Genomic DNA, 24,689 nt, shown 5'->3' on the forward strand with positions numbered 1-24,689 from the left:
TCAGAAGCGGGAGGCTGCTGGATATGAAACGTCGCTCAATTCTTACGCCCCTGTGGTGGATGCTCGGTGCCACCGCCATCCTCTCGGCCGCTGTCATCGCTTACGCTCTGTTCAATCTCCAACAGATCGGCGACCGCTTCAGGAGCTTTGTCGACACCGATCACGTGCGCTACGTCAGCATCCAGGAAATGTACGCCCAGGGGCTTCAGTCGGGCCAGGCACTACGCAATATCGTGCTCGACCCAAGCAATGAACAGGGCTACAAGAACCTCGACAACGCCCACAAGAAGTTCGCCGAGGCGCTGGCGACTTCTCGCCAGGTCGCGGCCGGCGACCCGTCGATGGAAAAACTCGTCGGCGAGGTCGGCGAACGCTGGCCAGCGTTGGTGTCGTTACGTGGACGACTCGCCGAACTTGCCCGCAGCGACACCAACGGCTCCGTTGCCCAGCTCAACCACGAGGAAACGCCGGCTTGGCGCGCGCTGCGCAAGTTGCTTCTCGACGAGGTCGAACGTCAGGAAAAGATCGTCGTCGGCACACGGTCAGCGGTCAATGGGCAGGTTTCCCAGTCCTTGCGCGCCTCGCTCGGGCTGGTCTGCACGGTGGCCCTGATCTGTCTGACAATGACGATTCTTCTGGCACGCGCCATTCGCCGGCCGCTTGGCGAACTCGAAAAGTCGATGGATCAACTGGCGTCTGGCGAAGGCAATCTGACCCACCGCCTGCCGGCGAAAGCCGAGAACGAAATCGGGCGCATTTCCGGCAGCTTCAATCGCTTCGTCTGCGACCTCGACACGACCGTCAAGGAGTTGCACCAGATCGCCGCCAAGCTCGGCCAGGCTTCGGATACCCTGGGTGCGCAGACCGAGCAGCTATCCGGGTCGACGCACTCGCAGTCTGACGCGGCGGCGTCGATTGTGACCGAGATTGAAGCACTGACCACAAGGATCGCAAGCGTTGCCGAGTCGGCGAACGACGTACGGCGGCTGTCCGACCGCAGCCTCACGGCCAGTAGCGAAGGGCAACAGCAGCTTGACCTTCAGGTGACGCAGCTCGAACGGCTGGAGCACGCGGTCTCCGAGATTGCGGCATCGGTAACCGACTACATCGCCAGTACGCAGACCATCTCCCGCCTGACCGATGAAGTCCGGGACATCGCCAACCAGACCAACCTCCTTGCCCTCAACGCCGCCATCGAGGCGGCGCGCGCCGGTGAACAGGGACGGGGTTTTGCGGTCGTCGCCGACGAGGTCCGCAAGCTCGCAGAAAAATCCGCCGGCTCGGCCGACGAGATCAACTCCGTTACTTCGATAATCAACGACAAGTCGGCAAGCTTGCAGGCGGTGGTTCAGGAGGGACTTGAAGCACTCGCCGCCAGCCGGCAATCACTAAACGCTGTGGTCAGCCGCCTGATCGACGGGAAGCAAGCGGTTTCGGAAGCGCATCGTGGCATCGACCAGATCACCACCGCCGTCGGCGAGCAAAAAGCCGCCAGCGAGGAGATTGCGCGCGACGTCGAAAGAATCGCATTGCTGGCCGGGGAAAACAATCGCTGCGCACAGGGCGCGGCCAACTCGGTGCACGAGTTCGAAGCCTTGGCGCGCTCCTTGCGTCAGACCGTGGCGCATTTCAAGACGACTTGACCAACTGCCATCCGCAGCCACGTGGTCCTGCGGGTGCCGGTCGATCAATCCTGCCAGCGTGCGGCCGCCAAGTCGTCGCCGGTGCGCGCATCGACCCAGCGCGCACCGGCCGGCGTCACTTCGCGTTTCCAGAACGGAGCGCGCGTTTTCAGGTAGTCGACGATGAACTGACAAGCGGCGAAGGACTCGTCGCGGTGCGTCCCGGCGACGGCGACGAGGACGATCTGGTCGGTCGGCAGCAAGCGGCCGACCCGGTGAATCACCAGCGTGTCGACAATCGACCAACGTCGACAGGCCTCATCGATGATCGCCTGCAAGGTCCGCTCGGTCATTCCGGGGTAATGCTCGAGCGACATTTCGGACACTCGGCTGCCATCGTTCTGATCACGCACCAGGCCAACAAAAGAGACCAAGGCACCCACTGCGGGATTGTTCCCGCGTAGCGCCGCCAACTCGACGCTCAGATCGAAATCGGCCTCCTGTATGCGAATCGCCATTTCAGCCTCCGGTGACCGGAGGAAAGAAAGCCACTTCATCCCCCGCCCGCAGTGGCGTATCCAGATGCGCGAGCTCCTGATTGACCGCGTAGCGCAGATTCCTGAACGTACTCAGGCTTTGCCACCGGCCGCCGCGCATCGCCAGAAAAGCCAGCAGACCGGCGACATCGTGCACGGAGGCGGGCAAGTCCAGTTCGTCGCTGCCCTGCCCAAGTGCTTCGCGCAGGCTGGCAAAGAAAAGCAGCTTCAACCTCATCCGTCCCCCCGGCTCAAGCCAGCAACTCGGAATAAGGCAGGAAACGAACGCTGTCGCCACGCCGGATGATCTGCTGCGACGGGTTGTCGACCAGCCCGTCGCCCCACACGGTCGAGCTCAGCGCACCCGCCCCCTGCTGTGGGAAAAGCTTGACGCGGTCATCGTCGGCGCTTCTGACACGCAGAAATTCCCGCCTTGAGTCTGGCCGCAGCCAATCGAAGTCGGCACGCCGCAGGTAGCTGACCGGCGCGCTCCAGCGGGCGCCCTGCATTTTCAGCAGGAAAGGCCGGACCAGCATCAGGAAGGTCACGAAGCTCGACACCGGATTGCCAGGCAGGCCGATGAACGCCACGTTTCCCCTGGAGGAACGGACGCCACCATAAACGAGCGGTTTTCCAGGCTTGATAGCAATCTTCCAGATCTCGATCCGTCCTTCGGCCTCGACAGCCGACCTGACGTAATCCTCTTCGCCAACGGAAACGCCGCCCGAGCTGAGGATCACGTCACTGTCTGTCGCCGCCGCACGCAAGGCCTGACGTGTCGCACTTAGATCGTCCGCCACCGTGCCTTGGTCGCGAACCTCGCAACCCAGTCGTTCGAGCAGAGCCGTAAGCAGAAACCGATTCGCATCGTAAATCGCCCCCGGCGGCAGCGGCTCGCCGGGCAGGCGAAGTTCGTTGCCGGTGAACAACAGTGTCACGCGCAAACGGCGAAACACTGGCAAACGTGCAATCCCAACCGACGCCGCCAAGGCCGTATCCTGCGGCCGCAAGCGCTGGCCGATCGGGAGAATCTCGCTCCCCGCCGCGATGTCGCTGCCCGCCGAACGAATGTGCTCGCCCACCGTCGGCCGATGATGGATCAAGACCTCATCGCCAGTCTGTTCGCAGAGTTCCTGCATGACTACCGCGTCGGCGCCGGCCGGGATGGGTGCCCCGGTAAAAATGCGTGCCACGCTTCCCGGCCGTAATCCGACGCCGACGCGGCCCGCCGGGATGCGTTGCGAGATCGGAAGGCGGGTCGCCGGACCTTGCAGGTCGGCTACCGCCAGCGCATAACCGTCCATCGCCGCGTTGTCGAGCGGTGGCGCGTCGACGGCGGCCACCTGCGGCAGCGCCAGGATTCTTCGGTCGCACGCCAAGGTCGGCAGCCAGACGATTTCGGAAACCGGCTGCGCACCCAGCAGCAGGCGCGACAGCGCTTCGTCAAAGGACAGCATGCGTTTCCCTCCCCGTTTCGGGATTACCCAACTGCATAGCCTCCACGACGAAGCGGGCAATCGCCTCGGTGTCGTTCAAGTCGAGCCAACAGGGAGGCGTCGAGCCAAGCATCTCTACTGGCTGATCGGAGGCGACGGCAACGATGTACGAATCGTCCGGCCACAGTGGCGGCTTGCCGTTAGCCGGCCGATGGACCTCCAGCTTCGGAATCGCCTCCCGCTTGCAACCTTCGACGAGAACCAAGTCGCAGGGCGAGAAATGCGCCACGTACTCGGCCAGCGACGGCTCGGCCGCACCGTGCCGCTCGCTCATCAGCACCCAGCGCGCCCGACTGGCGAGCAAGACCTCGGCGGCACCCGCCTGGCGGTGGCGGAAAGAGTCTTTGCCGGGACGATCGACGTCGAAGTCGTGATGCGCGTGTTTCAGCACCGAAACACGCAGTCCACCGGCGATCAGGCGTGGCAAAAGCTTCTCCAGCAGCGTCGTCTTGCCCGCCCCGGAGTAGCCTGTGATTCCGAAAAGCCGCATCCTCAGCTTCCCTCCCGAGTCTGACAGTGAACCGGTAGCACCGCCGCGAAACCGCCGCCGGGTGTCCGGAAATTGGTCGTCTGGCCGCGGTAGAGGCGGGCCGAAACGAGCTGTACGGCGCCCCGATAGACGTAGTTGCGCAGATCCAGCTTGAAATCCTTCTCCACGCCGTCGATCAGCAAACGCCGCTCCGAAGGCGCGACGATCGCCTGCGCCACATAGCCGCCGCGCGCCACCTCTTCGAAAACCCGGCGCGTCAGTTTGTCGCCCCGATAGGTCGCCTTGCTGCCGAAGCCAGCCGATGGCTTGAAGAACCACTGTTTGCGACTGGCCCAGAAAGCTTCGGCTTCTTCGGGCATGACCTCCTCGGTACGCGGCACGCTGGCGGCCAGCAATCGTCGGTCTTCGTCCGTCACGCCGATACGTCCGAGCCACTCGTCGTCGCCGAAGGCGGCCAAGTTGCGTTTGTCAGCGAACAGCGCATGCACCCGCGGATGCGGCGTAAGAACCACGGCGTCGGCGAGATAGGCGGCGCGCAGGTGCGCATGTCGAGAGTCTTCGAGAGCAAAATCCGTCAACCGATTGTAGACGAGATCGATGACCTGCCCACGACACCACAGGCCTTGGCCGTCGAACGACAGTTCGGCCGGATCGACGACCACCGCGGCGAACCCGTTCGCCTCGAAAAGCTGCTGGAAGAGTTCGAACTCCGGAGCCAGATACTGTTTCGCCGGCGCGCGATCGACGATGGCGATGTTGGCCAGTGGTCGAACCGACGCATCGCGGCCGCCCAGTTCCCACTCGTCACGGAACATCGCGACGAACGCGGCTTCGACCGGCTGGCCGGCTGGCATCCGGTTGGCCACTGCTTGACAACAAGCGCGCTGAGCGCGCAGCAGGCGCGCGTTGAGCAGCGCGCCGCCGGCATTCGAGTTGATCTCGATCAACTGCGGACCGTCGGGACCAAGATGGAAGTCGTAGCCCAGGAAAACACCTGCCGCACCCGGCGAATGGCGAGCCACTGGTGAGGCATAGGCCAACACCCGTTCCCGATAGGCCGGCAGTCTGGCCACACGTTCGACTGCGGCGATCGTGCGCGCCATGCGCGACAAATGCGCCTGGCTGACGAAAACCATGCTGTCCGCGAACAGGTGCGGCCGAGTGGTCAGCAGTTCGGCATGCGACAGATCACCTTCGCCCTCCTCGAGCGCCCGCTTCAGGGACTGGTGGTCGACCGAGATGCAGCTACAACCTCGATTGAGAATCTCGGCCGCGGCGCGACTGTCTGCCGGCAGCAGCTCGGTCAGCGAACGAACGGGGTAGCTATCCATAGTCCCTAGGCCATCACGTTGGACGAAAAGAAAGCCACGGCCTCGGCAAGTTCGCGCGTCCGCTTCATCGGTGGCAAACTGCGCCAGATCCGCTTGCCATAGGCTTTGTCTATCAGCCGTGGGTCGCAGATCATCAACACGCCACGGTCGTTCTCGTCGCGGATCAGGCGACCCGCCCCTTGCTTGACGTTGATCACCGCGCGCGGCAACTGGTACTCGATGAAAGCGTTGCGACCCTCACTGCGAAGGCGTTCGATGCGTGCCGACAGCACCGGATCGTCCGGCGGCGCAAAGGGCAATTTGTCGATCACTACGAGCGACAAGGCTTCACCACGAACATCGACACCTTCCCAGAAGCTTTGGCTGCCGATCAGGATGGCATTGCCCAAGCGGCGAAAGCGTTCGAGCAGTTCGTTTTTGCTGCGCTCGCCCTGCAAGAGTAGCGGCAGGTCGGGTTGGGCGCGCCCAAGCTCCGCGGCCAGCAACTCGTGCGTTCGGCGCATCGCGCGTAACGAGGTGCATAGGAAAAAGGCGCGGCCACCGCTCGCCACCAGCACCGGCAAGGCCGCCGCGACAACAGCCGCCGTATAGTCCGCACTGTTCGGATCGGGCAGACTTCGTGGAGCATAGAGCAAAGCCTGTCGCGCATAGTCGAAAGGGCTCTCCCAGCGTATCGAACAAGCGTCGAGCAAACCCATTTCGCTACAGTAATGGGCGAAGTCCTCCTGCACGGCAAGCGTGGCCGAAGTAAAAATCCAGGCGCGCGGATGGCCACTCATCTGTTTCTGCATGATCTCGGCGATCGCCAGGGGCGTGGCATTGAGCTGCAAAGAATGGCTATAGCTCTCCCCCCAGCGGACGTAGTCGGCATGGGCTCCGGACTGCCAGGACTGCAGGCGCGACTGCAACTCGCCCGCCCGTCGCCAGCAGTTCTCGAGCCCTTCGCTGCGTTGCGCCTGGGTTTCGAGCAGCGCCGTGAGCGCCGCAAAGGCATCGATCACGGCTGTCAGACCGCTGGCGAAACCGGGGCGTGCCTCGAGTTGCCGCAGTGCATGACGTGCTGGGTCAAGCGGCAGAGTGAGGCGCAATTCGCGGCTTGCCTTCTCGAGCCGCTCGCAGTGAGTGGGCAAGTCGAGGCAGTCGCGTGCCGCAGCGAGCGCCTCGAGCTGTATATCGCGCGTCAGATCGAGGAGTTGCGCCGTCGACACGCTCTCGCCAAAGAACAGGCTGGCGACTTCGGGCAACTGATGCGCTTCGTCGAAAATCACCGCGTTGCACGCCGGCAGCAGTTCGGCCGTCCCTTCGTCGCGCAACATCACGTCGGCAAAAAACAGGTGGTGATTGACGACAACCAGGTCGGCCGCCAGAGCATCGCGCCGCGCCGCCAGAACGAAGCACTCTTTGTGATTCGGACAGTCCTGGCCGAGACAGTTGTCGCGTGTCGAGGTCACCATCGCCCAGACCGTCGAATTTTCCGGCACATCGGTGCACTCCGCCTTGTCGCCGGTGCCCGTCGTCTTGGCAAAGCGCGCGATTCGCTGTGCATAGGCAGCGTCGTCGCGCGACAGGAAACGACCGTCGGCCAGCGAGCGCCCGAGATGGTAGTGGCACAGGTAGTTGGCGCGGCCCTTGAGCACCGCCACCCTGATCGGCGACTTGAGAATCCTGCGGATGGTCGGAATGTCGCGTGTGTAAAGTTGGTCCTGCAGATTGCGCGTCCCCGTCGAGATGATCACCTTGCCACCGGACAGCATGGCTGGCACCAGATAGGCGTAGGTCTTGCCGGTGCCAGTACCGGCCTCGGCGACCAACATCCGGTTGGCCGTCATCGCCTCGGCGATTCGCTCGGCCATTGCCACCTGCTGGCTACGCAACCGATAACCGGGAACTCCGGTCGCCAGTGGGCCCGTGGCGGAAAAGACGTCGGCAAGCGATGCGGTCATGAGCGATCTGTCGAGAGGAACCCGCATGCTACCAGAACCCGGCACCCGCTGCCGAGGACGGAGCCGCACACGGCAGCGGACGCACGAACCCCGTGGGCGCAAAGTCCTCTGCCGAACCCACCCAGCGGCGATGTCCGTGCGCCGCACACGCGGCGGACGGGTTGCGGCGACTCGCTAAGGATTCGGTTTTTCCATCAACTCGCGCAGAAAGCGCACCGGGATGGCGAAACTGATCCCCGACGGCTTGCTGAGCACCGATTCCTTGCTTTCCTTGACGAATACCATGTTGATGATGCCGATCACCTCACCGCGGTTCAGTTCGTACAGCGGCCCGCCGCTATTGCCGGGATACGCCGTCGCATCGAGCTGATAGATGTCGAAACTGCCACTGCGGATCTGTTGGACCACCCTGGCGTTGAGCTGTCGCGCGTTCGCCCCGGGCAGCACGATCGGCGTAATCGCCGAAACGATGCCGCGGTGCGTCACGGGTATCAGGCCAAGCACGCCACCGATCGGGAAGCCGGTGAAGGCCACCGATTGCCCTTCCTTTACCGGTTCGGACTCGTGCAGCGACACGGCCGGCAAAGCTTGACCGTCGATCCGCAACAAGGCGATGTCATGTACCTTGTCGACCGCGAGCGTTCGCGCCGGTCTTTGTTGCACCCCACTTGTTCCGGTACGGGCGACGACGACCAGCGTTTCTCCAGCCGCCACATCGAGCGCCTCGGGAAGCACATGTGCGTTGGTCGCCACCTGACGGCCGTCACCAACGACGAAACCCGTGCCCCGCATGACAAATTGCGGGCTGCGTGTCAGCTGATGTGTCCCGACGACGACCACCGAGGGCTTTACGCGTTCGATCATCTCCGACAGTTCGACCGCCCGTGCGAGGCCAGGCAAAGAGCCGCCACCGATCAGGATGAACGCAAGCAAGAAGCGAAGTAGCGGCCGCATGAGGTGATCAGGAACCTCGGGTCAAGCGAATCCGTGGCAACTCCGGCGACGGTGTCGTCACCCTGGCGTCGTACGGATGGTCGTCGCGCTTGAACAGGCTCATTATCCGTTTGACGTAGCCACGCGTCTCCGCATACGGCGGCACGCCCCGGTAACGATTGACCGCACCTTCGCCCGCATTGTAGGCCGCCGCCACGAGGCTGACATCGCCTTCGAAATACGCCAGCAACCAGCGCAAGTAGGCCAAGCCACCGCGCAGGTTCTGCTCCGGGTCGAACGGTTTCTTGACGTTGAAGCGTGCCGACGTGTCGGGTATCAACTGCATCAGGCCCTGCGCATTCTTGCTCGACAGGGCCGCCGGATTGAAATTGGACTCTGTCCGGATGACTGCCAGTGCCAGCCGCGGGCTGACGCCGTATTCGGGAGCCAACTGGTTGACCAGGCCGACGACCTGTCTCTGGGCTTCGGTGCTTGGCAGCATCACATCCTGGGCGTCATCGGCGGGAAGCAATTGGCGCATGCATTCCGGCACCTCCGTTGTCGGCTCGCCGACAAAGCGCTTCATCTTCTGCGCCGGCGCGTGTCCCTGTTTCGCCGCCAGGTCAAAGAAATACGCCGCCAGCGCGTCGTTCCGTTCGAGGCCCCGGGCATTGGCATACATCCAGCCGAGACTGTACTGCGCCTCGGCGTCGCCGAGACGCGCCCCATCGCAATACAGTTTTGCTGCCCGCGCGTAATCCCTGGCAACGCCTTCGCCATGTTCGTGGGCCAGGGCCTCCGTGCGTAGCGCCAGCAGGCGTTCGGCATCGGCGGGGCGAGGAACTTCTCCTGCCACGGTGGCGGCACACGCCGCCAAACCAAGCAGTCCGCAAAGCAATCGCGCCACTCGGCCGCAACGCGCGGAACCGAGAAAATGCGACGCTTTCATCGACAAACCTCCTCGGCGACAGCGAACCGGGAAAGGTACCAAGGCATCGCCGCGCGCACCCCTTCGGCGAGCCGATGGCTCGGAAAATAGCCGAGCAGGCGCCGGGCCTTGCCGATATCGGCTTGTGAATGGCGGACGTCGCCCGGCCGAAAGTCGCCGTAAATCGGTCGCAAGTGGCGAACTTCAGGCCGCAACTCCGTCAGTGCGTCACGCAGAACCTCGAAAAGCTGATTCAACGATGTCCGGTCGTCAACCGCGACGTTGTAAACCTGATTCACCGCGGCCGGATCGTCGGTCGTCGCGGCCAGCAGGTTCGCCTGCACAGCGTTGTCGACAAAGCAGAAATCGCGGCTGGTCTGGCCGTCACCGTAGATCGTCACGGGACCGCCGGTCAGCATCGCTCGAGTCCACCGCGGAATCACCGCCGCGTACGCCCCCTCCGGATCCTGACGCGCCCCGAAGACATTGAAGTAGCGCAGACCGATCGACGCAAAGCCATAACAACGCCCAAATACCTCAGCGTAGAGTTCATTGACCAACTTGGTCACCGCGTACGGCGAAAGCGGCCGGCCAATGCGTTCTTCCACTTTCGGCAGCGCTTCGTGGTCGCCATAGGTCGAGCTCGAAGCGGCATACACGAAACGCTTGACGCCAGCGTCGCGCGCCGCGACGAGGATGTTCAAGAAACCGTCCACATTGGCCGCATTGGTCGCCAGCGGGTTGGCCAGCGAACGTGGCACGGAGCCCAGCGCCGCCTGATGGAGCACGAAATCTATCCCGCGACAGGCTTCGCGGCAGGCGTCCGGATCACGAATGTCGGCCTCGATGAAGCTGTGACGCAGCCACTGTTCGGGCGTCACCAGGGAGCGCACCTCGTCGAGATTGCTGCGGTGGCCTGTCGCGAAGTTGTCCAGCCCGACGACAGTCTGGCCAAGCCCGAGCAGTGACTCGACCAGATGCGAGCCGATGAAGCCGGCACTTCCGGTCACCAGCCAGCGCGCCGGTTGCTCCGCCAGCCGCCGGCCGAGAGCGGCGATGGCCGGCGACGGCGATAAACTCAGAGACGCCACACCGTCACCCCCTGCGCGACCAGTTGGGCTTCGTTGAACAGGCTCTTGACGTCGGTCAGCACGCCGTCGGGCTGCAATTTACCGACATAGTCGGCCAGCGGCCGTTCCTTGAACTGGCGGTGCCCGACGGCGGCGACGATCGCCGCCGCCATCGGCAACTGGTCCCACTCCGTCAAATCGACCCCGTACTCGTGACGCGCTTCGTCGGCGTCGGCCACCGGTTCGTGGACAAAAACCTTGGCGCCATACGACTCGAGTTCCCGGATCACGTCGATTACGCGCGAATTCCGCAGATCCGGGCAATCCTCTTTGAAGGTCAGACCGAGGACGATGATCGGCGCGCCCTTGACCTGCCAGCCTTTGCGGATCATCTGCTTGACCGTCTGCTCGGCAATGAATTTGCCCATCCCGTCATTGATACGGCGACCCGCGTTGATGACCTCCGGGTGATAACCGAGCATCTCGGCCTTATGCGTCAGGTAATACGGATCGACGCCGATGCAATGGCCGCCGACGAGGCCCGGCCGGAACGGCAGGAAGTTCCACTTGCTGCCGGCGGCCTCCAGGACTTCGACCGTGTCGATGCCAATCCGATCGAAAATGATCGCCAACTCGTTCATCAAGGCGATGTTGAGATCGCGCTGGGTGTTTTCGATGACTTTTGCGGCTTCCGCCACCTTGATGCTGGACGCCGGGTAAACTCCGGCGGTGATGATCTCCGCGTAGACTTGACGAACCCGCTCCAGCGTTTCCGGCGTATCGCCGGAAACCACCTTGACAATCCGCGTCAAGGTCCTCTCCTTGTCGCCGGGGTTGATCCGCTCCGGCGAATAGCCAACGAAGAAATCCTTCTTCCACTTCAGTCCCGAATGCTTTTCGATGATCGGAATACAGATCTCCTCGGTCGCTCCGGGATAGACCGTCGATTCGAAAACCACTGTCGCACCTCGCTTGAGGTTCCTGCCAACCGCTTCCGACGAACCGATCAGCGGCCCAAAGTCCGGCTGATGCGCCTGATCAACGGGAGTTGGTACGGCGACGATCAGGAAATCCGCCTCGGCCAGTGCCGCCGGATCCGTGCCCACCTCAAGGTGGACCGCCGCCGCCAGATCGGCGCTGCTCACCTCGCCCGTCGGGTCGACATGCTTCCGATAATGCGCCACTTTGCTGGCCGACAGATCGAAGCCGATTGTCCGGCGCTTCTTGCCGAACTCAACGGCCAACGGCAGGCCGACGTAACCGAGACCAACTACAGCCATTATTGTCATTGATTTCCCATCCTTTTCGTGTTGTCCGCCTCCCATGGCGGTCGCTTGTGAACTTCTACAAGCCCTTCTGTAACTGCGCGACTTCTGCCTGCCCGGGGAACTTATCGCCGAGCTTTGCAAGCTGATCGAGTTCGCTTCTCGCGTCAGCCTTCTGCCCCGCCTTGAGCAAGGCCTTGGCGTAGTTGAGGCGGATCTGCGAGGCTTGCGGAGCGATTTCCAAGGCTTTCCGGAAGAGTTCGAGACCGCGCGCGGTATCGCCCTTATCGACCAGCAGAACGGCCAGAGTATCCATCACCGGCGGCTGATTCGGCGCCAGCTTGTTGGCTTTCTCGGCGTACTCGATCGCCTTGGGCTCCTTGAGTTGCCCACTCACCCACGCCAGATTGTTGAGCACCGTCGGATTGTTCGGTTGTCCTTCGAGCAGAATGCGATACTGCTTGGCGGCCGCAGCATAGTCCTTGCGGCTACCCGCAAGTTCCGCCAAGTAGAGCCGGAACCGCGCGTCCTTGGCGTGATCCTTGAGCCAGGCATCGGCAAACCTGTCTGCCTCCGCGCCGTTGCCGCTGCCGAGCAGTGCCGAGTGCAGCTTCGGCGCCAGTTCACCGCCATCGGCGACTTCCTTGAGCCCCTTGCGATAGGCGGTCACCGCTTCGGGCCAAGCCTTCTTCGCCGCATGGACGTCGCCCTCGAAGGCGTAACCGACGGCCTCCTTGGGCCGCTGCTTTTGGACCTCGCGCGCCACACTCAGCGCTTCCGGAACGCGACCGGCGTCGATGTGCAGCAAGATGATCCCACGCTGTGCTTCAATCGAGTCCGGCTGCACCTTGAGAGCCTTTTGCAGACTTTGCAGCGCCGCTTCCTTGTTCTTGGCGGCCACTTCGACCTCGGCCATGCGCAGATAAGGCAACACGCTGTCGGGTTTGAGCGTAGCCAGCTTGCCATAGGTGGACAAAGCCTGGTTGAAGTCGCCTGCCGCTTGCTGGGCGCGTCCCGCCGCATCGAGAATCTCCGGCCTTTCCGGCAGCGCGGCAACCGCTTCCTGGGCTGCCGAGAGCGCGCTCTTGACCTCCTGCTTACCGAGGTAGAGACCGATCAGTGCCAAACGCGGTGCTGGCTCTGTCGGATTGGCCGTCACCGCCTTGCCGATCAGTGCCGCCACCTCTTGCGTCGTTCCACCCGCCTTGGCACGCATCTGGGCGAGCGCCAAAAGCGCCTGCATATTCTTAGGATCCTTGGCTAGCATAGCCTCGAAGCGCTTTCTGGCTTCGTCGGGCTTGTTCTCGCCAAGATCCAGATTGGCCAGATTGGCGACCGCCGGGAAATAGGTCGGATTCAGGGCTACGGCCTTGTCGAAGCTCTTGCGGGCACCGGCAAGGTCGCGCTTGCCGAGCAACGCGGTGCCTCGCAGGTTGTGCGTCAGCGGGTTGTCAGGCTGTTTGCTCTCGAGGCCGGCGATCGCTTTCAGCGCCTGATCGAAGTCCCGGCGCTGCAAGTGCGCGGCAATCAGGGCCAGATCGGCGCGGTTACCCGGATCGGCCGCGGCTACCGCCTCGAGATCGCGGAAGGCCAACTCGGTATCACCCCTGGCCATATTGACCATGGCCAGCGAAGTGCGTTTGCCCGTGTTCTTGGGGTCCAGAGCGGCCGCCTTGGCGAAATAGCCTCCCGCCTTGTCGATCTGCCCATTCTGTACGAACACCTGACCGGCCAGCGCCAGCATGTTCGAATCCCGGTCGATCTTGTCGAGCACCGGCTCGAGAATGCCCAGCGCCTTGGCCGGCTGCGAACTACGCAGATAGTTGGCGATCAGCACGCGCCGCGTGATCCCGAGTTCAGGAGTCCGCGGAAGCGCCTTCAGCAGATAGGCTTCGGCCTGCGGGTAGGCCTGCAGTTCATACTCGATCAGACCGGCCAGTTGCAGAGTCAACGGGCTGTCCGGTGTACTCTTCAGCGTCAGCAGAATGGCTTCCCGGGCCGCCGTGTAGTCCTTTCGCTGATAGGCCAGCATGGCCCGCAAGTAAGTGGTTTGCGGATGGTTGGGCGCCAGCTTCTTCATGGCCTCGATCTGTTCGGCGGCTTCATCGAGCTTGCCCTCGGCCAGCAGGCTCCTGACCATCGCAGAGTAGGCCGGCAGGTAGTCGGGCTTGACCTCGAGCGCCTTGCGGTACGCCGCCATCGCCCCAGCGCTGTCGGCCTGAGCAGACAACAATTCGCCCTTGAGCTGCCAAGCATCGTAGAGTCTCGGCGATTTTTCCAGACCCGTGTCGAGCAGTGCCACGGCGCCCGGCAAATCGCCCTTGCCCGCCCTGACCCGCGCCTGACCCAGCAGGGCCGGTGCGAAACCCGGTTGCGCAAGCATCGCGGCAGCGAACGCCGCCTCGGCCAGATCGGGTTTGCCCTGCATGAGATAGGCCTGGCCCAGCACTGTCTGCAAGTCTGCCTTCGCTTCGGGCGACGAGAGTTCGGCTTTGCCCATATCCTTGACCACTTTGTCCGGCTGCCCGAGTGCCAGCAGCGCACGCGCCAGCAAGGGAGTCACCTGATCCGCCGGATAGTTGAACTCCTGCGCCTTGCGCAACTCGATCTCGGCGCCCTTCGCGTCGCCTCCCTCAAGCAGTGCCTTGCCAAGCAGAAAGCGTGCCTCGGCCAACTCGGGACTTTTCTGCAAAGCGTTCTTGAGCTGGATCACTGCCGCCTTGTGATCGTTCTTGGCGAGGTAGTCCTTGGCCGATGCGAGCATGGCTTCCGGCTTCTCACCTCCGCAACCTGCCAACAGAAGGGCGGCCAGCAGAGCCGACGCGGTCGCATTGCGCAGGCTGCGCAGTGAGTTACGAGTAGTCATGAATACCCTCATGGAGTGGTGGATGGTGGCCCAGGAAACCGCTACTTCAGTCCAAATCGATGCATCAGGTCATACAGCGTCGGGCGACTGACGCCGAGCAGTTCGGAGGCCTTGACGACATTGCCGTCGGCACGTGCCAATGCGGCGATGATGGCATGCCTCTCCGCATCGTCGCGCGCCTGCCGCAGGTCCATCACTTCGCCGCCATGGCGTTCGCTAGCGGCCAAGCCGACGTCGGCCGCCGTGATCTGGTTGGCGTCCGCCATGATCACCGCCCGCTTGATGCAGTTCTCCAGTTCCCGCACGTTGCCGGGCCAACCATGGCCTTCGATCGCCCGCAAAGCGTCTTCGCGCAGACTGATGCCGCTGCGGTTATGCTCCTCGGCAAACTTTCTCACGAAGGCGTGCGCGAGCAAGGCAGCATCACCGGAGCGGGCACGCAACGGGGGGATATTTACCACAATTTCCGCCAGTCGATAAAACAAATCCTCACGGAAACGCCCCTCCACGATCAAGGTCTTGAGATCCTGGTGCGTCGCGCAGACGATCCGCACATTGACCGGAATTTCCTGGCGCCCGCCGATCCGTTCGACGACGCGCTCCTGCAGGAAGCGCAACAGTTTGGCCTGTAGCGAATGCGGCAGGTCGCCAATCTCGTCGAGCATCAGAGTACCGTTGTTGGCGGTCTCGATCTTGCCCAAGGTAGTCCTGGCGGCGCCGGTGAACGCTCCCTTTTCGTAACCGAACAACTCGCTTTCGAGCAGGTTTTCGGGAATCGCCGCGCAGTTGATCGCCACGAATCGCTCGCGCCGTCGCGGCGACGACTGATGCACCCCGCGCGCCAGAAGTTCTTTGCCGGTCCCGCTCTCACCGAGCAGCAGGACAGTCGCATCGGTCACTGCAACCCGTTCTATCGTGCGGCAGACTCGCAGCAACTCGGGGTCACGGGTCAGCAAGCCCGACAGCGCATCGGGCTGCTGCATCGACTGCAGCCGCTTGTTCTCCTGCTGCAGTTCGTACAGCCGATAGGCGCGCTGAATGGTCAGGCCGAGCATGTCGACCTCGAACGGTTTGGCAAAAAAATCGTAGGCCCCGAGTGCCACGGCACGCAGTGCGTTCGCCCGGTCATTCTGACCAGTGAGAACGATGATCTTGGTATCCGGTGCCAGCGTCAGGATGTCTTCCAGCAACTTGAAACCTTCGGAAACGGAATCGGCATCCGGCGGCAAGCCGAGATCCATCGTCACCACGGGTGGACGATGACGCCTGACCTGCACCAGAGCACTCTCGCGGTCGTCAGCCGTGAGCGTCTCGTACTGATCGAACGCCCAGCGGATCTGCTTCTGCAGCGCTCGGTCGTCCTCGACAATGAGCAGGTGCGGCAACTTCTCGGAAGTCATTCCGTCTCCTTGGCTGAAGCATCCGACTGCAGGCCGGTGCCGCTGTCGAAAAGTGGCAGCAACAAGCTGACCTGGGTGCCAACATCGACGGCACTATCGACCGACAACTTGCCTCCCAGTTCGTGAACGTACTGGAAACTCTCGTAAGCGCCAATACCCATGCCGGTCGGCTTGGTCGTCTGAAAGGGCTTGAAAAGACGCTCGCGGATGAACTCCGGGCTCATTCCGTGTCCGGTGTCGCCTACCTCTACCAGTGCCTGAGTTCCTTGTCGGGCCAGCCTCATCCAGACCCGGCCGTTGGCGTTGGTGGCGTCGAGGGCATTCTGCACGAGATGACCGATGACACGTTCGATCCGTTCTTCGTGCCCACGCGCCACCAGACGTTCCTCGATCTTCACGTCGACGCTCCTTCCCTGCCCGGACTTGGCGGTCTGGATGCGCCGCAGAACGTCGGCCAGATCAATGCCGCGCGGGCCGTCGAGCGGTGTCGCGCCCTCGCGCAATTGCATCATCAATTGTCGCATGCGCTCGACCGAGTGTTCGACGGTCATCAGCATGTCCTTCTGAAACTCTGGATTGTCGCGATGGCGTTCGGCGTTCTTGAGCATCAAGGACAACTGCGCGACGATGTTCTTCAGATCGTGGACGACAAACGCCGACATGCGGTTGAACGAATCGAACTTGCGAACTTCGAGCAGTGCTTCGCTGGCCTGCATTTGTCCCAGGAACGCACCGGCCTGGCGAGCGGCAGTCTTCAACAGGTCGTTCACCTCCCAGTTCACGTCGACCCGCGTACGCGCCGTCGCCAGTACGACGAAGGCGATCAGTTCGCTACCGGTGTTAAGTGGCACGACCAGCCAGGCATTCGGCACTTCGACCAGCCACGCGGGAAGATCGAGACCGTCATAGCGGCGCGGCAGCGAACGGTACTCCTCGAGGTTGATCACCCAGCCACTGTTCAACAGGAACTGACACAAGGCGCTCCCCTCGTCCTCGGTGGCCGCCGACACGGGCATGTTCCAGCACGCGGCCTGGGCAAAGAAGCGTCCGGAGGGATCCTTGAGCCACAGCCCGCCACCCGGACTCTCGACCATGTCGGCCAGACCGCGCACGACATGCTGCCCCATGGCGGAGAAGCCGCCTTGTGAGGAAAGAGTCTGGGTAAAACGCAGCCATTCCTCACGATAGTCATAGCGATAACTGAAGAAATGCTTGCCGACCTGGACTCGCAACCTGGCTCGCATCGAACCGGAAAAAGTCAGAGCCACAAGGACCAGCAGAGCGGCAAACAGCAGCGCCATCTGCACGGCCCGTCCCCACTCACCGCCAAAAAATCGGACGTAGTAGCCAGCCGAGGCCATGAACAGCAGGTACACCCCGACGATGAGCAGGGTGACCGACTGCAGAGCGGCACGTTGCGACATGACGAGCCTTCTCTTCCAGTCATGGCTGCGAATCGCCGACAACGCGATCAGTGGCAATCCCAGCGCATGCGCAAAGCCCCGAACGCTGAACGCGTCAACGTCGACCCGGTTGAACAATAAGGCGTCCGAATACAGGTACAGGTCGAACAGGAAAGCCCCTCCCAGGCCGAGGCACAGGGGCTTGATGCTCCAACGAAAATCCGGCGAGACCTTACGGAACAACTGCTCGATCAGCACCAAGCCGAAAACGCTCATCGCCAGCGAGACAAGCAAGGCCGTGCGCTGCGCCGGCATCGGTGAGTCGACGCCGAAGAGCGCCAGCATCTGCGAACCGAAACCAGCCACCGTCAGCAGCAGGGCGATCCCGCCCAACCAGCCGAAGCGTCGCGACCAGGAGTCGACCTCTGCCGCCTCCGGTTTGATCAGAACAAGCAGAAAGAAGTACCAGCCACCAAAGCGCAAGGTATCCGTCAGCAAGCTGCCGACCAGGAAGAGGCCCTGCTGCGTCAACGCGAAGGCCAGGGCCAGCATCCCCCATAGAGCCGACAGCGCCACGGCCAGAAACATGGCCCGACTGCGACCGCCGGCCCGCCAACCCGATGCGAGATAAAGCATCAGAAAGGCCGCCAGAACTCCAGCCAGGCCGTAGCTCCACGCGGCGATCATTGCCATCTTGCTGCCCATCACGCTCCGCTATCCCTTCCGTTCCGATCAATCCCAAGCTTGGCAGGCGCCAGCGGACGAATTATCGCGCGCCCTTACCTGTCAACACCACGCCGACTGTCTGAAAGAGAATCACGATATCAAGAAAGAGCGTGTGATTCTTGACATAGTACAGGTCGTACTGCAACTTCTGAATGGAATCGTCGATCGTCGAGCCGTAGTGATAGCAGACCTGCGCCCAGCCGGTAACGCCTGGCTTGACGCTATGGCGCACGGCGTAGAACGGGATGTCGCGCGTCAGTTGGTCGACGAAATAGGGTCGCTCGGGGCGCGGTCCAACCAGGCTCATGTCGCCCGTCAGTACGCTGTAGAGCTGCGGCAACTCGTCGATGCGCAGCTTGCGGATCAGGCGTCCGACACGCGTCACACGATCGTCATTGGCCGTCGCCCAGCGTGGCTGGCCATCGCTCTCGGCGTCGTTGCGCATGCTGCGGAACTTGATGACCTTGAACAGGCGCCCATCGAGGCCAACCCGCTCTTGGCGGTAGAAGACCGGAAAACCGTCTTCGAGAACGATCAGAAGCATGGTCAGAAGCATCACCGGCAGAGCAAGAACCAGCAGGAAGGACGCCACGATGATGTCGAAGCAGCGCTTGATGCTTGCCCGACGCCAGCTCTGGCGAAAGCCTTCGCCAAAAATCAACCAGCTTACACGCAGTGAATCGATGCGCAGTTGCCCCAACGCGCGTTCGAAATAGGTCGCCAGGTCGAGAACTCTGACCCCTGAAAGTTTGCACTCCAGAAGTTCGCGCAAGGGGAGTGCGCCACCACGACGCTCGCGCACGGCGACGATGATCTCGTCGACCTTCAGCGAATGCGCCGTATCCGAAAGAGACATTTTTTGCGACAGCACGACCTGCGCCGGAACGACGACCTCGGCATCGGTGGGACTGGGGTAGAAGCCGACGATTTCGATATCGGGGTCGGACTTGCGCAGAACGCGGCCGACGTTTTCAGCTTCTTCGCCGACACCGAAAACCAGCACCCGGTGATTCAGGAGGGAACCCGTCCGGCTGTGTGCCACATGAACCCGGTGAGCCAGCGTCGCAAACAGGGCGGCCAGGCCGGAGAGCAGCATGAAACCACGGTCCACCTCGGCCACCGCCAGAGCGGCAAACACCAGGTAAGCCAGAGGAATCGCCAGGTAGAGTGAGAGCACCGCGCGCGCTTGAGTCTCGGACCGCGTGCGGCTGTGCACGCGCTGATAGATTCCCAGCCACGCATTCAGGACGATCATCGTAAACGCGAAGACGACCGCGTAGAACGCGACCTTGTCCAGCGCCGGCGACCCTCCCCGCCCGATCCACATGGCCGCAAGTATCACGCAGAGCACGGGGAACATCAGGTCGACCGCAACCTGAGCAATAGTCTTCCGATGAAACCAATGGTTGAATACTTTGATCACGATAGACCCCTTGCAAGCTCGAACCTGAAAACTTCTCGTTGATGACGGATTCTCTTCGAGCTTTCCTGCCGTTACGGCGAGAAAGCTTGGCAAACCTCACGAAACGAAGGCTATCACTCAGGAGAACTGCAGACCGTGACCTAATGCACAGGCCCTCAACAATGGCGCCGAGTCCAACCGCGCGGCTCGCGCCGGCCATGAGAAAACACTTTCAATAAAACGAACAAACATACGGATATAATTAATTTTTCAGAGGAAAAACGACTTGATTATGCGACTATTATACTTCGCGCAGCGTTTTTCTCGGAATTTTGGGGGGCCACTACCGGCGGTGTGGAGCTCGTTGTGGAACGGCCATCGACGACCAGCCCGCAGGACAGCAGCAAGAAGAACAGGAAGGCAGACCGCGGCATATCCAGCAGACTGGAAAACACCCCGACCGCCAGACCGGCGCTCAGCGCGGCCAACAGATAGGGCGCCAGGACATGGTTTCGTCCGGCACCGCACAGCAGATTGGCAAAGACCATGGCGAGGAGAGCGAGCAACAGCAGCAGCCCGGTCGCTCCTTGCTCGAGCAGTGTCTCGAGGAAGAGACTATCGATATGCCAAGGCAGATAGTGATGCCGAACGCCAAAAAACCAGTGCGACAGCCCGGCGGAAAAGTTTCCGTTGCGCAACAGTTCTCGGCCCGCCGCGTCGCGCAAGCTCAGATTGTCGATCTCGACCAGATTGCCGGCACTTTCCGGCCGCAGCACGAGAAAACCGAGCCCAGACGCCGGTCCGGAGCCGGCCATACTTTCCGGTACGCTGAGCACATGCGACAGGTGCTGCCAGCCACCGTCTCCGCCGGGCGCCGGCAGGCCGGCGCGCGCGCATGCCGCATCGTAGAGCAGATGGCGGTGGCAAATGGCGACATTCAACCGTAGCGGCTGCGCGTTGCGGACGTCCATCTCGAGGCTAAGGTCTCCGGCCCCGAGCCGCACGCGCTGCAGCAGTTCGAACGCCCAACGCGGCGGCGTGCCGCTGCCCAGGAGTGCCAGATGTCGTTCATCGCCCTGTTCGACGATGCGCAGCCGAGCAGGGATTTCACGACCCGGAACGTCCCGCGAGTAGTTTGCCGGGAAACGGCCCAATCCCTTGCCCAATAGAAACTCCGACGGCCCTCGCAGCAGGCTCAGGCCCTCGCTCCAGTGCGCCAGACGACCACCCAGATCGTGGTCGCTGGCCGCCAGGCGCCGACCCATGAAATCGCCCAGTCCGAAAACGGCGAGGCTTTCGCAGATCAACACCAGGACCAGGCCGCGGCCAGCCCAAACCCGCCAGCGTGGCGGCGCTTCGGCGACCGATGAGTAGGCGCCCGGAGCCAGCCGACGCGGCGTCAGTGCCCAGGCAAGAACACTCAGTGCGACGGCCGCGCCCAGATAGACAGCGCGCGAGAAACTGGTCAGGGCAGCATAACAGGCGATCACTGCCAGCAAGGCGGCCAGCACCCAGTGGCCTGCCGTCGGCGCGTGCCGTAGCGCATAGACGGCAAAGGGCAACGCGAGAACCAGAAAGCTATCGAGCGCCGCGCCACCGACATGCATCTCCCAGAACAGTGCCGTCGCGCGATAGGGCGTCGAGAAGTCGAGCAATCCAGGGTAGCCGCTACGCTCCCAGACCACGGCCGCGCTCACCAGCGCCAGCCCGCTCGCCACGCCAGCCGCCAGGCGCCGCGCGAGCAACGCCGGGGATTTCTGCAGCAAGCGGCGCAAGGACGGCAACAGCAAGGCAACGAAAAGCAAACTTTTGGCCACACGCAAGCTGTTCAACGGCTCCTCGTAGGACTGATACCAGCCCAAGCCGAAACTGCCCGCGTCGAGCAGACCGCGGGCCAGCGCAAGCAGCCAGAAAAGAAGCGCCACGCCAACAAGGCAGAAGCGCCTGGGGTCTAGGCTCTGCGCGCCGCAGGAAGGCTCGCTCGCCAAGCGTGCCTGACTTCCCGCCGCCGCCCCGAGAACGAGAAGATCGAACTCCTCCACTGCGAGCCATCCCGTCCAGGCGGAAAACCCGGCGACCGGCAGCAAGGCGGGCAGAACGAATGGCCAGGTCGCCGGCTGGTAGAACACCACTCCGCACCAGGCGACGAAAACCAAGCTCAGCACGACCGGCGACAGCGGATGCGCCAGTGCGATGAAGACACCCAGCGAAACGAGGAGCGTCGCCAACGCGCCATGCCACCAGCACACCGCCAAGCCGCGGCCGGCTACCATCGAGGGAAAGCCTAGAGATCCTCGCGAGCGATGCTCAAGGCTTCGCGCAGTACCGCGAGTTCGCCAATGTGATTGGCCAAGAGAAGGATCAGGCGCGCATTCAGCACAGCGCTCTGCTCGTCGGTGAGTCCGCGATGAGTGTCGATCAGTGCCGCGTAGAAGTCGTCACCCGGTGAAAAAGCGCGAAAATGCCGTTTGCCGACCTCTTTGAAATTCGACTCGGTATTCAGTGTCGCCATGCGTGACCTTTCAGGCGCTCCCGGTGGCACGCGCCAGGGCGGCGTGAATCCGGCGACCGTCGGCGCGGCGCCAGCGGGCGCTGACATGTTGATCCGGACGGATCAGGTAGACCGTGCCATCCGTCGCATCGTAGCGTTCGGCATAGCGACCGGCGAGGTCTTCGAGGACACGCCAAGCGGCCACCGGAACGACGCCGCCACGGGCGACGATGAGCATCAACTCGAGCGGCACCGGCAGATCGGACGCCGCCAGCGCCGACAGGCCCGCCGCCGCCGCGGCAGAAAGGGACTCGGCGTAGTACAGCAGGACAAACCGGTCACGTACCGCGTCGAGCAACCAGAGATCGCGTCCAGCCTCGCGCAACGGCGCGTCATCCATCGGGGCGCCAGGAAACATCGCCCCGCCAAACGATTCCTCGTCGGGCGTATTGAGCGATGAAGCGGTGAGGATGGAGGGTACCGATAGCCGACCCGAATTGACCAGCGCGCGCGCGAAAGGATACTTGCGCGCCAAGGTCAGCACCGCGTTGCGAAAGGTCAGTGAGGCTGGACTGCCGGGAGTGATGAACTCGGTCGACCGCGTCGAGTTCATGAGGTTTTCGTCGGCCGCGAACTGGCGCTCTTCGGCATAGCTGTCGAGCAGACTATCCGGCGCCTGGCGGTCGATGACCAGCTTCAGCTTCCAGACCAGGTTGTCGGCATCCTGGATTCCGGAATTGGCGCCGCGCGCGCCGAAAGGGCTCACCTGGTGCGCCGCGTCGCCGACGAACAACACCCTACGATGCCGAAAGTCGCTCATTCGCCGGCACTGAAAGGTGTACACACTCACCCACTCGAGTTCGAAAAGGCGATCGTCACCCAGCATCGCCCGGATCCGCGGAATCACCTTCGCGGGCTTTCTCTCTTCTTCCGGATCGGCCTGCCAGCCCAACTGGAAATCGATTCGCCAAACATTGTCCGCCTGGCGATGCAGCAGGACCGACTGCCCGCGGTGAAACGGCGGATCGAACCAGAACCAGCGTTCGGCTGGGAAATCGGCTTGCATCTTCACGTCGGCGATCAGAAAGCGGTCCGTAAAGATCCTGCCCTCGACCTCGAGGTTCAGCATTCGACGGATGCTGCTACGCGCCCCGTCGGCGACGATCAACCAGTCGCTTTCGAGTGTATAGCCGCCGTCCGGCGTCTCGACCTGCAAGACAACCCGGTCGTCGCTCTGACTGACCGAAACCACGCGGTTCTTCCAGCGCAGGTCGATCTCGGCAAGCTGCCGTGCGCGCTCGACGAGAAACTCCTCGAGGTAATACTGCTGCAGGTTGATCATCCCCGGACGCTTGTGATCCGGCTGCGATAAGAGCTGAAAGTTATAGACCTCCTCGTCACGAAAGAAGGTACGCCCGACGTTCCAACTGACGCCCTTGGCCACGCAGGCGTCGCCGACGCCGAGTCGGTCGAGTACCTCGAGCGCGCGCTTGGCGTAGCAAATGCCTCGCGAGCCGACCGAAACCGTGTCGTCGTCGTCGAGCAGAAGCACCGGCGTTCCTCGTTGAGCGAGGTCGATCGCCGCCGTCAGGCCGACCGGACCCGCTCCGACGACGACCACGGTGTGCTGCCGCCGCTCGCCGGAACGCAGTTCGAGCGGCGGCCGGTAAGCGAACTTCGGAGGCTTATAGGAACTCAACGCCGAGTGTTCCCAAACGCCGCCACTTCCCGGCCGTCCATCAGCCGGTGGCCTGTAGAGCGTGCCACATTTCGCGATCACGTTCGGCAGTCCAGATCCGTGGATGCCGGATGCCGCCCGCCTCGTCGACCGCACGTACCACGTCGAAAGGCAGGCAGTGTTCGTAGATGAAAACCTGGCCGAACTTCGGATCCATCGCGCGGCGCGTATGCGCCATCGCCTGTTGGAGAGTCATCCCGGCGGCCACGGCTTCCTGCGCGCAAGCGAACAACGTGCTGACGAAATCGGTCGTGTAGTCGATGCCTCTGGCGACGGCAGCCGGATCGCGCAGAGCGGGCCCGCGGCCCGGCAGCAGCTTCTCGGCGCCGAGGGCGCGAATTACGGCCAGCGTCGCTGGCCAGTCGGCGAGTTGCGCATCGCCGGCGTAACACGCCGCCTCGCACTCGACCAGATCGCCGGAAAAGAGAACGCTTTCCGACGGTACCCAGACGACGGTATCCCCGCGTGTGTGACCGGCTCCGGGGTGCATGACGCAGACTTCCAGCCCATCCATCCAAAGCGTCAGTGGCCCGCCGAAAACCAGCGTGGGCCAGGTCAGTCCGGGGATCGACTCGAACGCCTGGAACAGTCTGGGAAAGCGCTCGTACTCCGATTGCATGTCCTGCGCGCCGCGCTCGGCAATCATTTCGTAGGTTCCCCGACTGGCGATGATCTCCTGCAGTCCTTCGCTGCGGTACGCCGCGGCGCCAAGAACGCGCACGGCGTGGTAATGCGAGAGAACGACGTACTTGATCGGCCTGTCGGTCAGCCGCCGAATCTCGCCGATCAAGCGGCGCGCCATCACCGGCGTGGCCAGGGTATCGACGACCAGGACGCTTTCATCGGTGATGATCACCCCCGCGTTCGGATCACCTTCGGCGGTGTAGCCCCAGCAATGCGCCGACAACTGGACGAAACTCGTTTTCTTCTCGTCGAGGTCGGCAATTGACGCAAATTGACCAGTCATGCGCGGCTCCGATACGGATGGGGAAGACCCGGAAAGTCCCGGTTCCTGTCCGGCGATTCTGTCGGTCGGGGCCGATTCTGTC

At 62.8% G+C, this 24,689-nt stretch carries 19 protein-coding genes; 1 reads left to right on the forward strand and 18 read right to left on the reverse strand.

Translation table 11 applies throughout. The features are described 5' to 3' along the window. Nucleotides 1-23 precede the first annotated feature (23 nt). Nucleotides 24-1,643: a methyl-accepting chemotaxis protein gene (locus Q1M07_RS03410; RefSeq protein WP_300450709.1), complete on the forward strand. Its 1,620-nt coding sequence runs from the start codon at nt 24-26 to the stop codon at nt 1,641-1,643. A 44-nt stretch (nt 1,644-1,687) separates the two neighbouring features. On the opposite strand, the gene Q1M07_RS03415 is transcribed toward Q1M07_RS03410, so the two are convergent. The 18 genes from Q1M07_RS03415 to Q1M07_RS03500 form a co-directional block, all read right to left on the reverse strand. After that, nucleotides 1,688-2,140 (reverse strand): molybdenum cofactor biosynthesis protein MoaE, encoded by a 453-nt coding sequence (locus tag Q1M07_RS03415; protein ID WP_300450712.1) that lies wholly within the window; start codon nt 2,138-2,140, stop codon nt 1,688-1,690. Nucleotide 2,141: 1 nt separating this feature from the next. After that, nucleotides 2,142-2,396 carry a molybdopterin converting factor subunit 1 gene (moaD, locus tag Q1M07_RS03420; RefSeq protein WP_300450715.1) on the reverse strand — a complete coding sequence of 85 codons (255 nt, stop codon included), beginning with the start codon at nt 2,394-2,396 and terminating at the stop codon, nt 2,142-2,144. Between the two features lie 13 nt (nt 2,397-2,409). Further along, on the reverse strand, nt 2,410-3,615 hold the full coding sequence (glp, locus tag Q1M07_RS03425; protein ID WP_300450718.1) for a gephyrin-like molybdotransferase Glp: 1,206 nt from the start codon (nt 3,613-3,615) through the stop codon (nt 2,410-2,412). Next, the gene (gene mobB, locus Q1M07_RS03430) at nt 3,602-4,144 is read right to left on the reverse strand and encodes a molybdopterin-guanine dinucleotide biosynthesis protein B (protein ID WP_300450721.1); all 543 of its coding nucleotides are present in this window, start codon (nt 4,142-4,144) and stop codon (nt 3,602-3,604) included. The genes glp and mobB overlap by 14 nt, the downstream gene beginning before the upstream one ends. A gap of 2 nt (nt 4,145-4,146) precedes the next feature. Next, nucleotides 4,147-5,475, reverse strand: a complete 1,329-nt coding sequence (locus tag Q1M07_RS03435; protein WP_300450724.1) for a hypothetical protein — start codon at nt 5,473-5,475, stop codon at nt 4,147-4,149. A 5-nt stretch (nt 5,476-5,480) separates the two neighbouring features. After that, a complete protein-coding gene (locus Q1M07_RS03440) occupies nt 5,481-7,418 on the reverse strand; it encodes an ATP-dependent DNA helicase (RefSeq protein WP_300450727.1) in 1,938 nt (645 codons plus the stop codon). 174 nt (nt 7,419-7,592) lie between these two features. After that, nucleotides 7,593-8,372, reverse strand: a complete 780-nt coding sequence (locus Q1M07_RS03445) for a serine protease (protein WP_300450730.1) — start codon at nt 8,370-8,372, stop codon at nt 7,593-7,595. A 7-nt stretch (nt 8,373-8,379) separates the two neighbouring features. Continuing rightward, the gene (locus tag Q1M07_RS03450) at nt 8,380-9,300 is read right to left on the reverse strand and encodes a transglycosylase SLT domain-containing protein (protein ID WP_300450733.1); all 921 of its coding nucleotides are present in this window, start codon (nt 9,298-9,300) and stop codon (nt 8,380-8,382) included. Next, nucleotides 9,297-10,337, reverse strand: coding sequence for an SDR family oxidoreductase (locus Q1M07_RS03455; RefSeq protein WP_300450829.1), 1,041 nt, complete (start codon nt 10,335-10,337; stop codon nt 9,297-9,299). Before Q1M07_RS03455 ends, Q1M07_RS03450 begins: the two co-directional genes overlap by 4 nt. Nucleotides 10,338-10,357: 20 nt before the next feature. After that, a complete protein-coding gene (locus Q1M07_RS03460) occupies nt 10,358-11,638 on the reverse strand; it encodes a nucleotide sugar dehydrogenase (RefSeq protein WP_300450736.1) in 1,281 nt (426 codons plus the stop codon). Between the two features lie 55 nt (nt 11,639-11,693). Then, nucleotides 11,694-14,480: an XrtA/PEP-CTERM system TPR-repeat protein PrsT gene (gene prsT / locus Q1M07_RS03465; RefSeq protein ID WP_300450739.1), complete on the reverse strand. Its 2,787-nt coding sequence runs from the start codon at nt 14,478-14,480 to the stop codon at nt 11,694-11,696. Between the two features lie 41 nt (nt 14,481-14,521). After that, nucleotides 14,522-15,880, reverse strand: coding sequence for a PEP-CTERM-box response regulator transcription factor (prsR, locus tag Q1M07_RS03470; protein WP_300450742.1), 1,359 nt, complete (start codon nt 15,878-15,880; stop codon nt 14,522-14,524). Next, the gene (gene prsK, locus Q1M07_RS03475; RefSeq protein ID WP_300450745.1) at nt 15,877-17,988 is read right to left on the reverse strand and encodes an XrtA/PEP-CTERM system histidine kinase PrsK; all 2,112 of its coding nucleotides are present in this window, start codon (nt 17,986-17,988) and stop codon (nt 15,877-15,879) included. Before prsK ends, prsR begins: the two co-directional genes overlap by 4 nt. A gap of 61 nt (nt 17,989-18,049) precedes the next feature. Continuing rightward, nucleotides 18,050-19,432, reverse strand: a complete 1,383-nt coding sequence (locus Q1M07_RS03480) for a TIGR03013 family XrtA/PEP-CTERM system glycosyltransferase (protein WP_300450747.1) — start codon at nt 19,430-19,432, stop codon at nt 18,050-18,052. Nucleotides 19,433-19,701: 269 nt separating this feature from the next. Beyond that, nucleotides 19,702-21,684: an O-antigen ligase gene (locus tag Q1M07_RS03485; protein ID WP_300450750.1), complete on the reverse strand. Its 1,983-nt coding sequence runs from the start codon at nt 21,682-21,684 to the stop codon at nt 19,702-19,704. Nucleotides 21,685-21,695: 11 nt separating this feature from the next. Next, on the reverse strand, nt 21,696-21,923 hold the full coding sequence (locus tag Q1M07_RS03490; RefSeq protein ID WP_300450753.1) for a DUF2783 domain-containing protein: 228 nt from the start codon (nt 21,921-21,923) through the stop codon (nt 21,696-21,698). A 10-nt stretch (nt 21,924-21,933) separates the two neighbouring features. Beyond that, nucleotides 21,934-23,601, reverse strand: a complete 1,668-nt coding sequence (locus Q1M07_RS03495) for an FAD-dependent oxidoreductase (protein ID WP_300450756.1) — start codon at nt 23,599-23,601, stop codon at nt 21,934-21,936. A gap of 40 nt (nt 23,602-23,641) precedes the next feature. Beyond that, nucleotides 23,642-24,607: an MBL fold metallo-hydrolase gene (locus Q1M07_RS03500; protein WP_300450759.1), complete on the reverse strand. Its 966-nt coding sequence runs from the start codon at nt 24,605-24,607 to the stop codon at nt 23,642-23,644. Nucleotides 24,608-24,689 lie beyond the last annotated feature (82 nt).

This window comes from Accumulibacter sp. (genome assembly GCF_029255285.1).
Classification (GTDB): domain Bacteria; phylum Pseudomonadota; class Gammaproteobacteria; order Burkholderiales; family Rhodocyclaceae; genus Accumulibacter.

Coding starts and splice junctions, on each gene's coding strand:
- mobB (WP_300450721.1), bottom strand. CDS start 4,144: ATGCGGCTTTTCGGAATCACAGGCTACTCCGGGGCGGGCAAGACGACG.
- Q1M07_RS03435 (WP_300450724.1), bottom strand. CDS start 5,475: ATGGATAGCTACCCCGTTCGTTCGCTGACCGAGCTGCTGCCGGCAGAC.
- Q1M07_RS03450 (WP_300450733.1), bottom strand. CDS start 9,300: ATGAAAGCGTCGCATTTTCTCGGTTCCGCGCGTTGCGGCCGAGTGGCG.
- prsR (WP_300450742.1), bottom strand. CDS start 15,880: ATGACTTCCGAGAAGTTGCCGCACCTGCTCATTGTCGAGGACGACCGA.
- Q1M07_RS03415 (WP_300450712.1), bottom strand. CDS start 2,140: ATGGCGATTCGCATACAGGAGGCCGATTTCGATCTGAGCGTCGAGTTG.
- Q1M07_RS03410 (WP_300450709.1), top strand. CDS start 24: ATGAAACGTCGCTCAATTCTTACGCCCCTGTGGTGGATGCTCGGTGCC.
- moaD (WP_300450715.1), bottom strand. CDS start 2,396: ATGAGGTTGAAGCTGCTTTTCTTTGCCAGCCTGCGCGAAGCACTTGGG.
- prsT (WP_300450739.1), bottom strand. CDS start 14,480: ATGACTACTCGTAACTCACTGCGCAGCCTGCGCAATGCGACCGCGTCG.
- prsK (WP_300450745.1), bottom strand. CDS start 17,988: ATGGGCAGCAAGATGGCAATGATCGCCGCGTGGAGCTACGGCCTGGCT.
- Q1M07_RS03440 (WP_300450727.1), bottom strand. CDS start 7,418: ATGACCGCATCGCTTGCCGACGTCTTTTCCGCCACGGGCCCACTGGCG.
- Q1M07_RS03500 (WP_300450759.1), bottom strand. CDS start 24,607: ATGACTGGTCAATTTGCGTCAATTGCCGACCTCGACGAGAAGAAAACG.
- glp (WP_300450718.1), bottom strand. CDS start 3,615: ATGCTGTCCTTTGACGAAGCGCTGTCGCGCCTGCTGCTGGGTGCGCAG.
- Q1M07_RS03445 (WP_300450730.1), bottom strand. CDS start 8,372: ATGCGGCCGCTACTTCGCTTCTTGCTTGCGTTCATCCTGATCGGTGGC.
- Q1M07_RS03490 (WP_300450753.1), bottom strand. CDS start 21,923: ATGGCGACACTGAATACCGAGTCGAATTTCAAAGAGGTCGGCAAACGG.
- Q1M07_RS03485 (WP_300450750.1), bottom strand. CDS start 21,684: ATGGTAGCCGGCCGCGGCTTGGCGGTGTGCTGGTGGCATGGCGCGTTG.
- Q1M07_RS03460 (WP_300450736.1), bottom strand. CDS start 11,638: ATGACAATAATGGCTGTAGTTGGTCTCGGTTACGTCGGCCTGCCGTTG.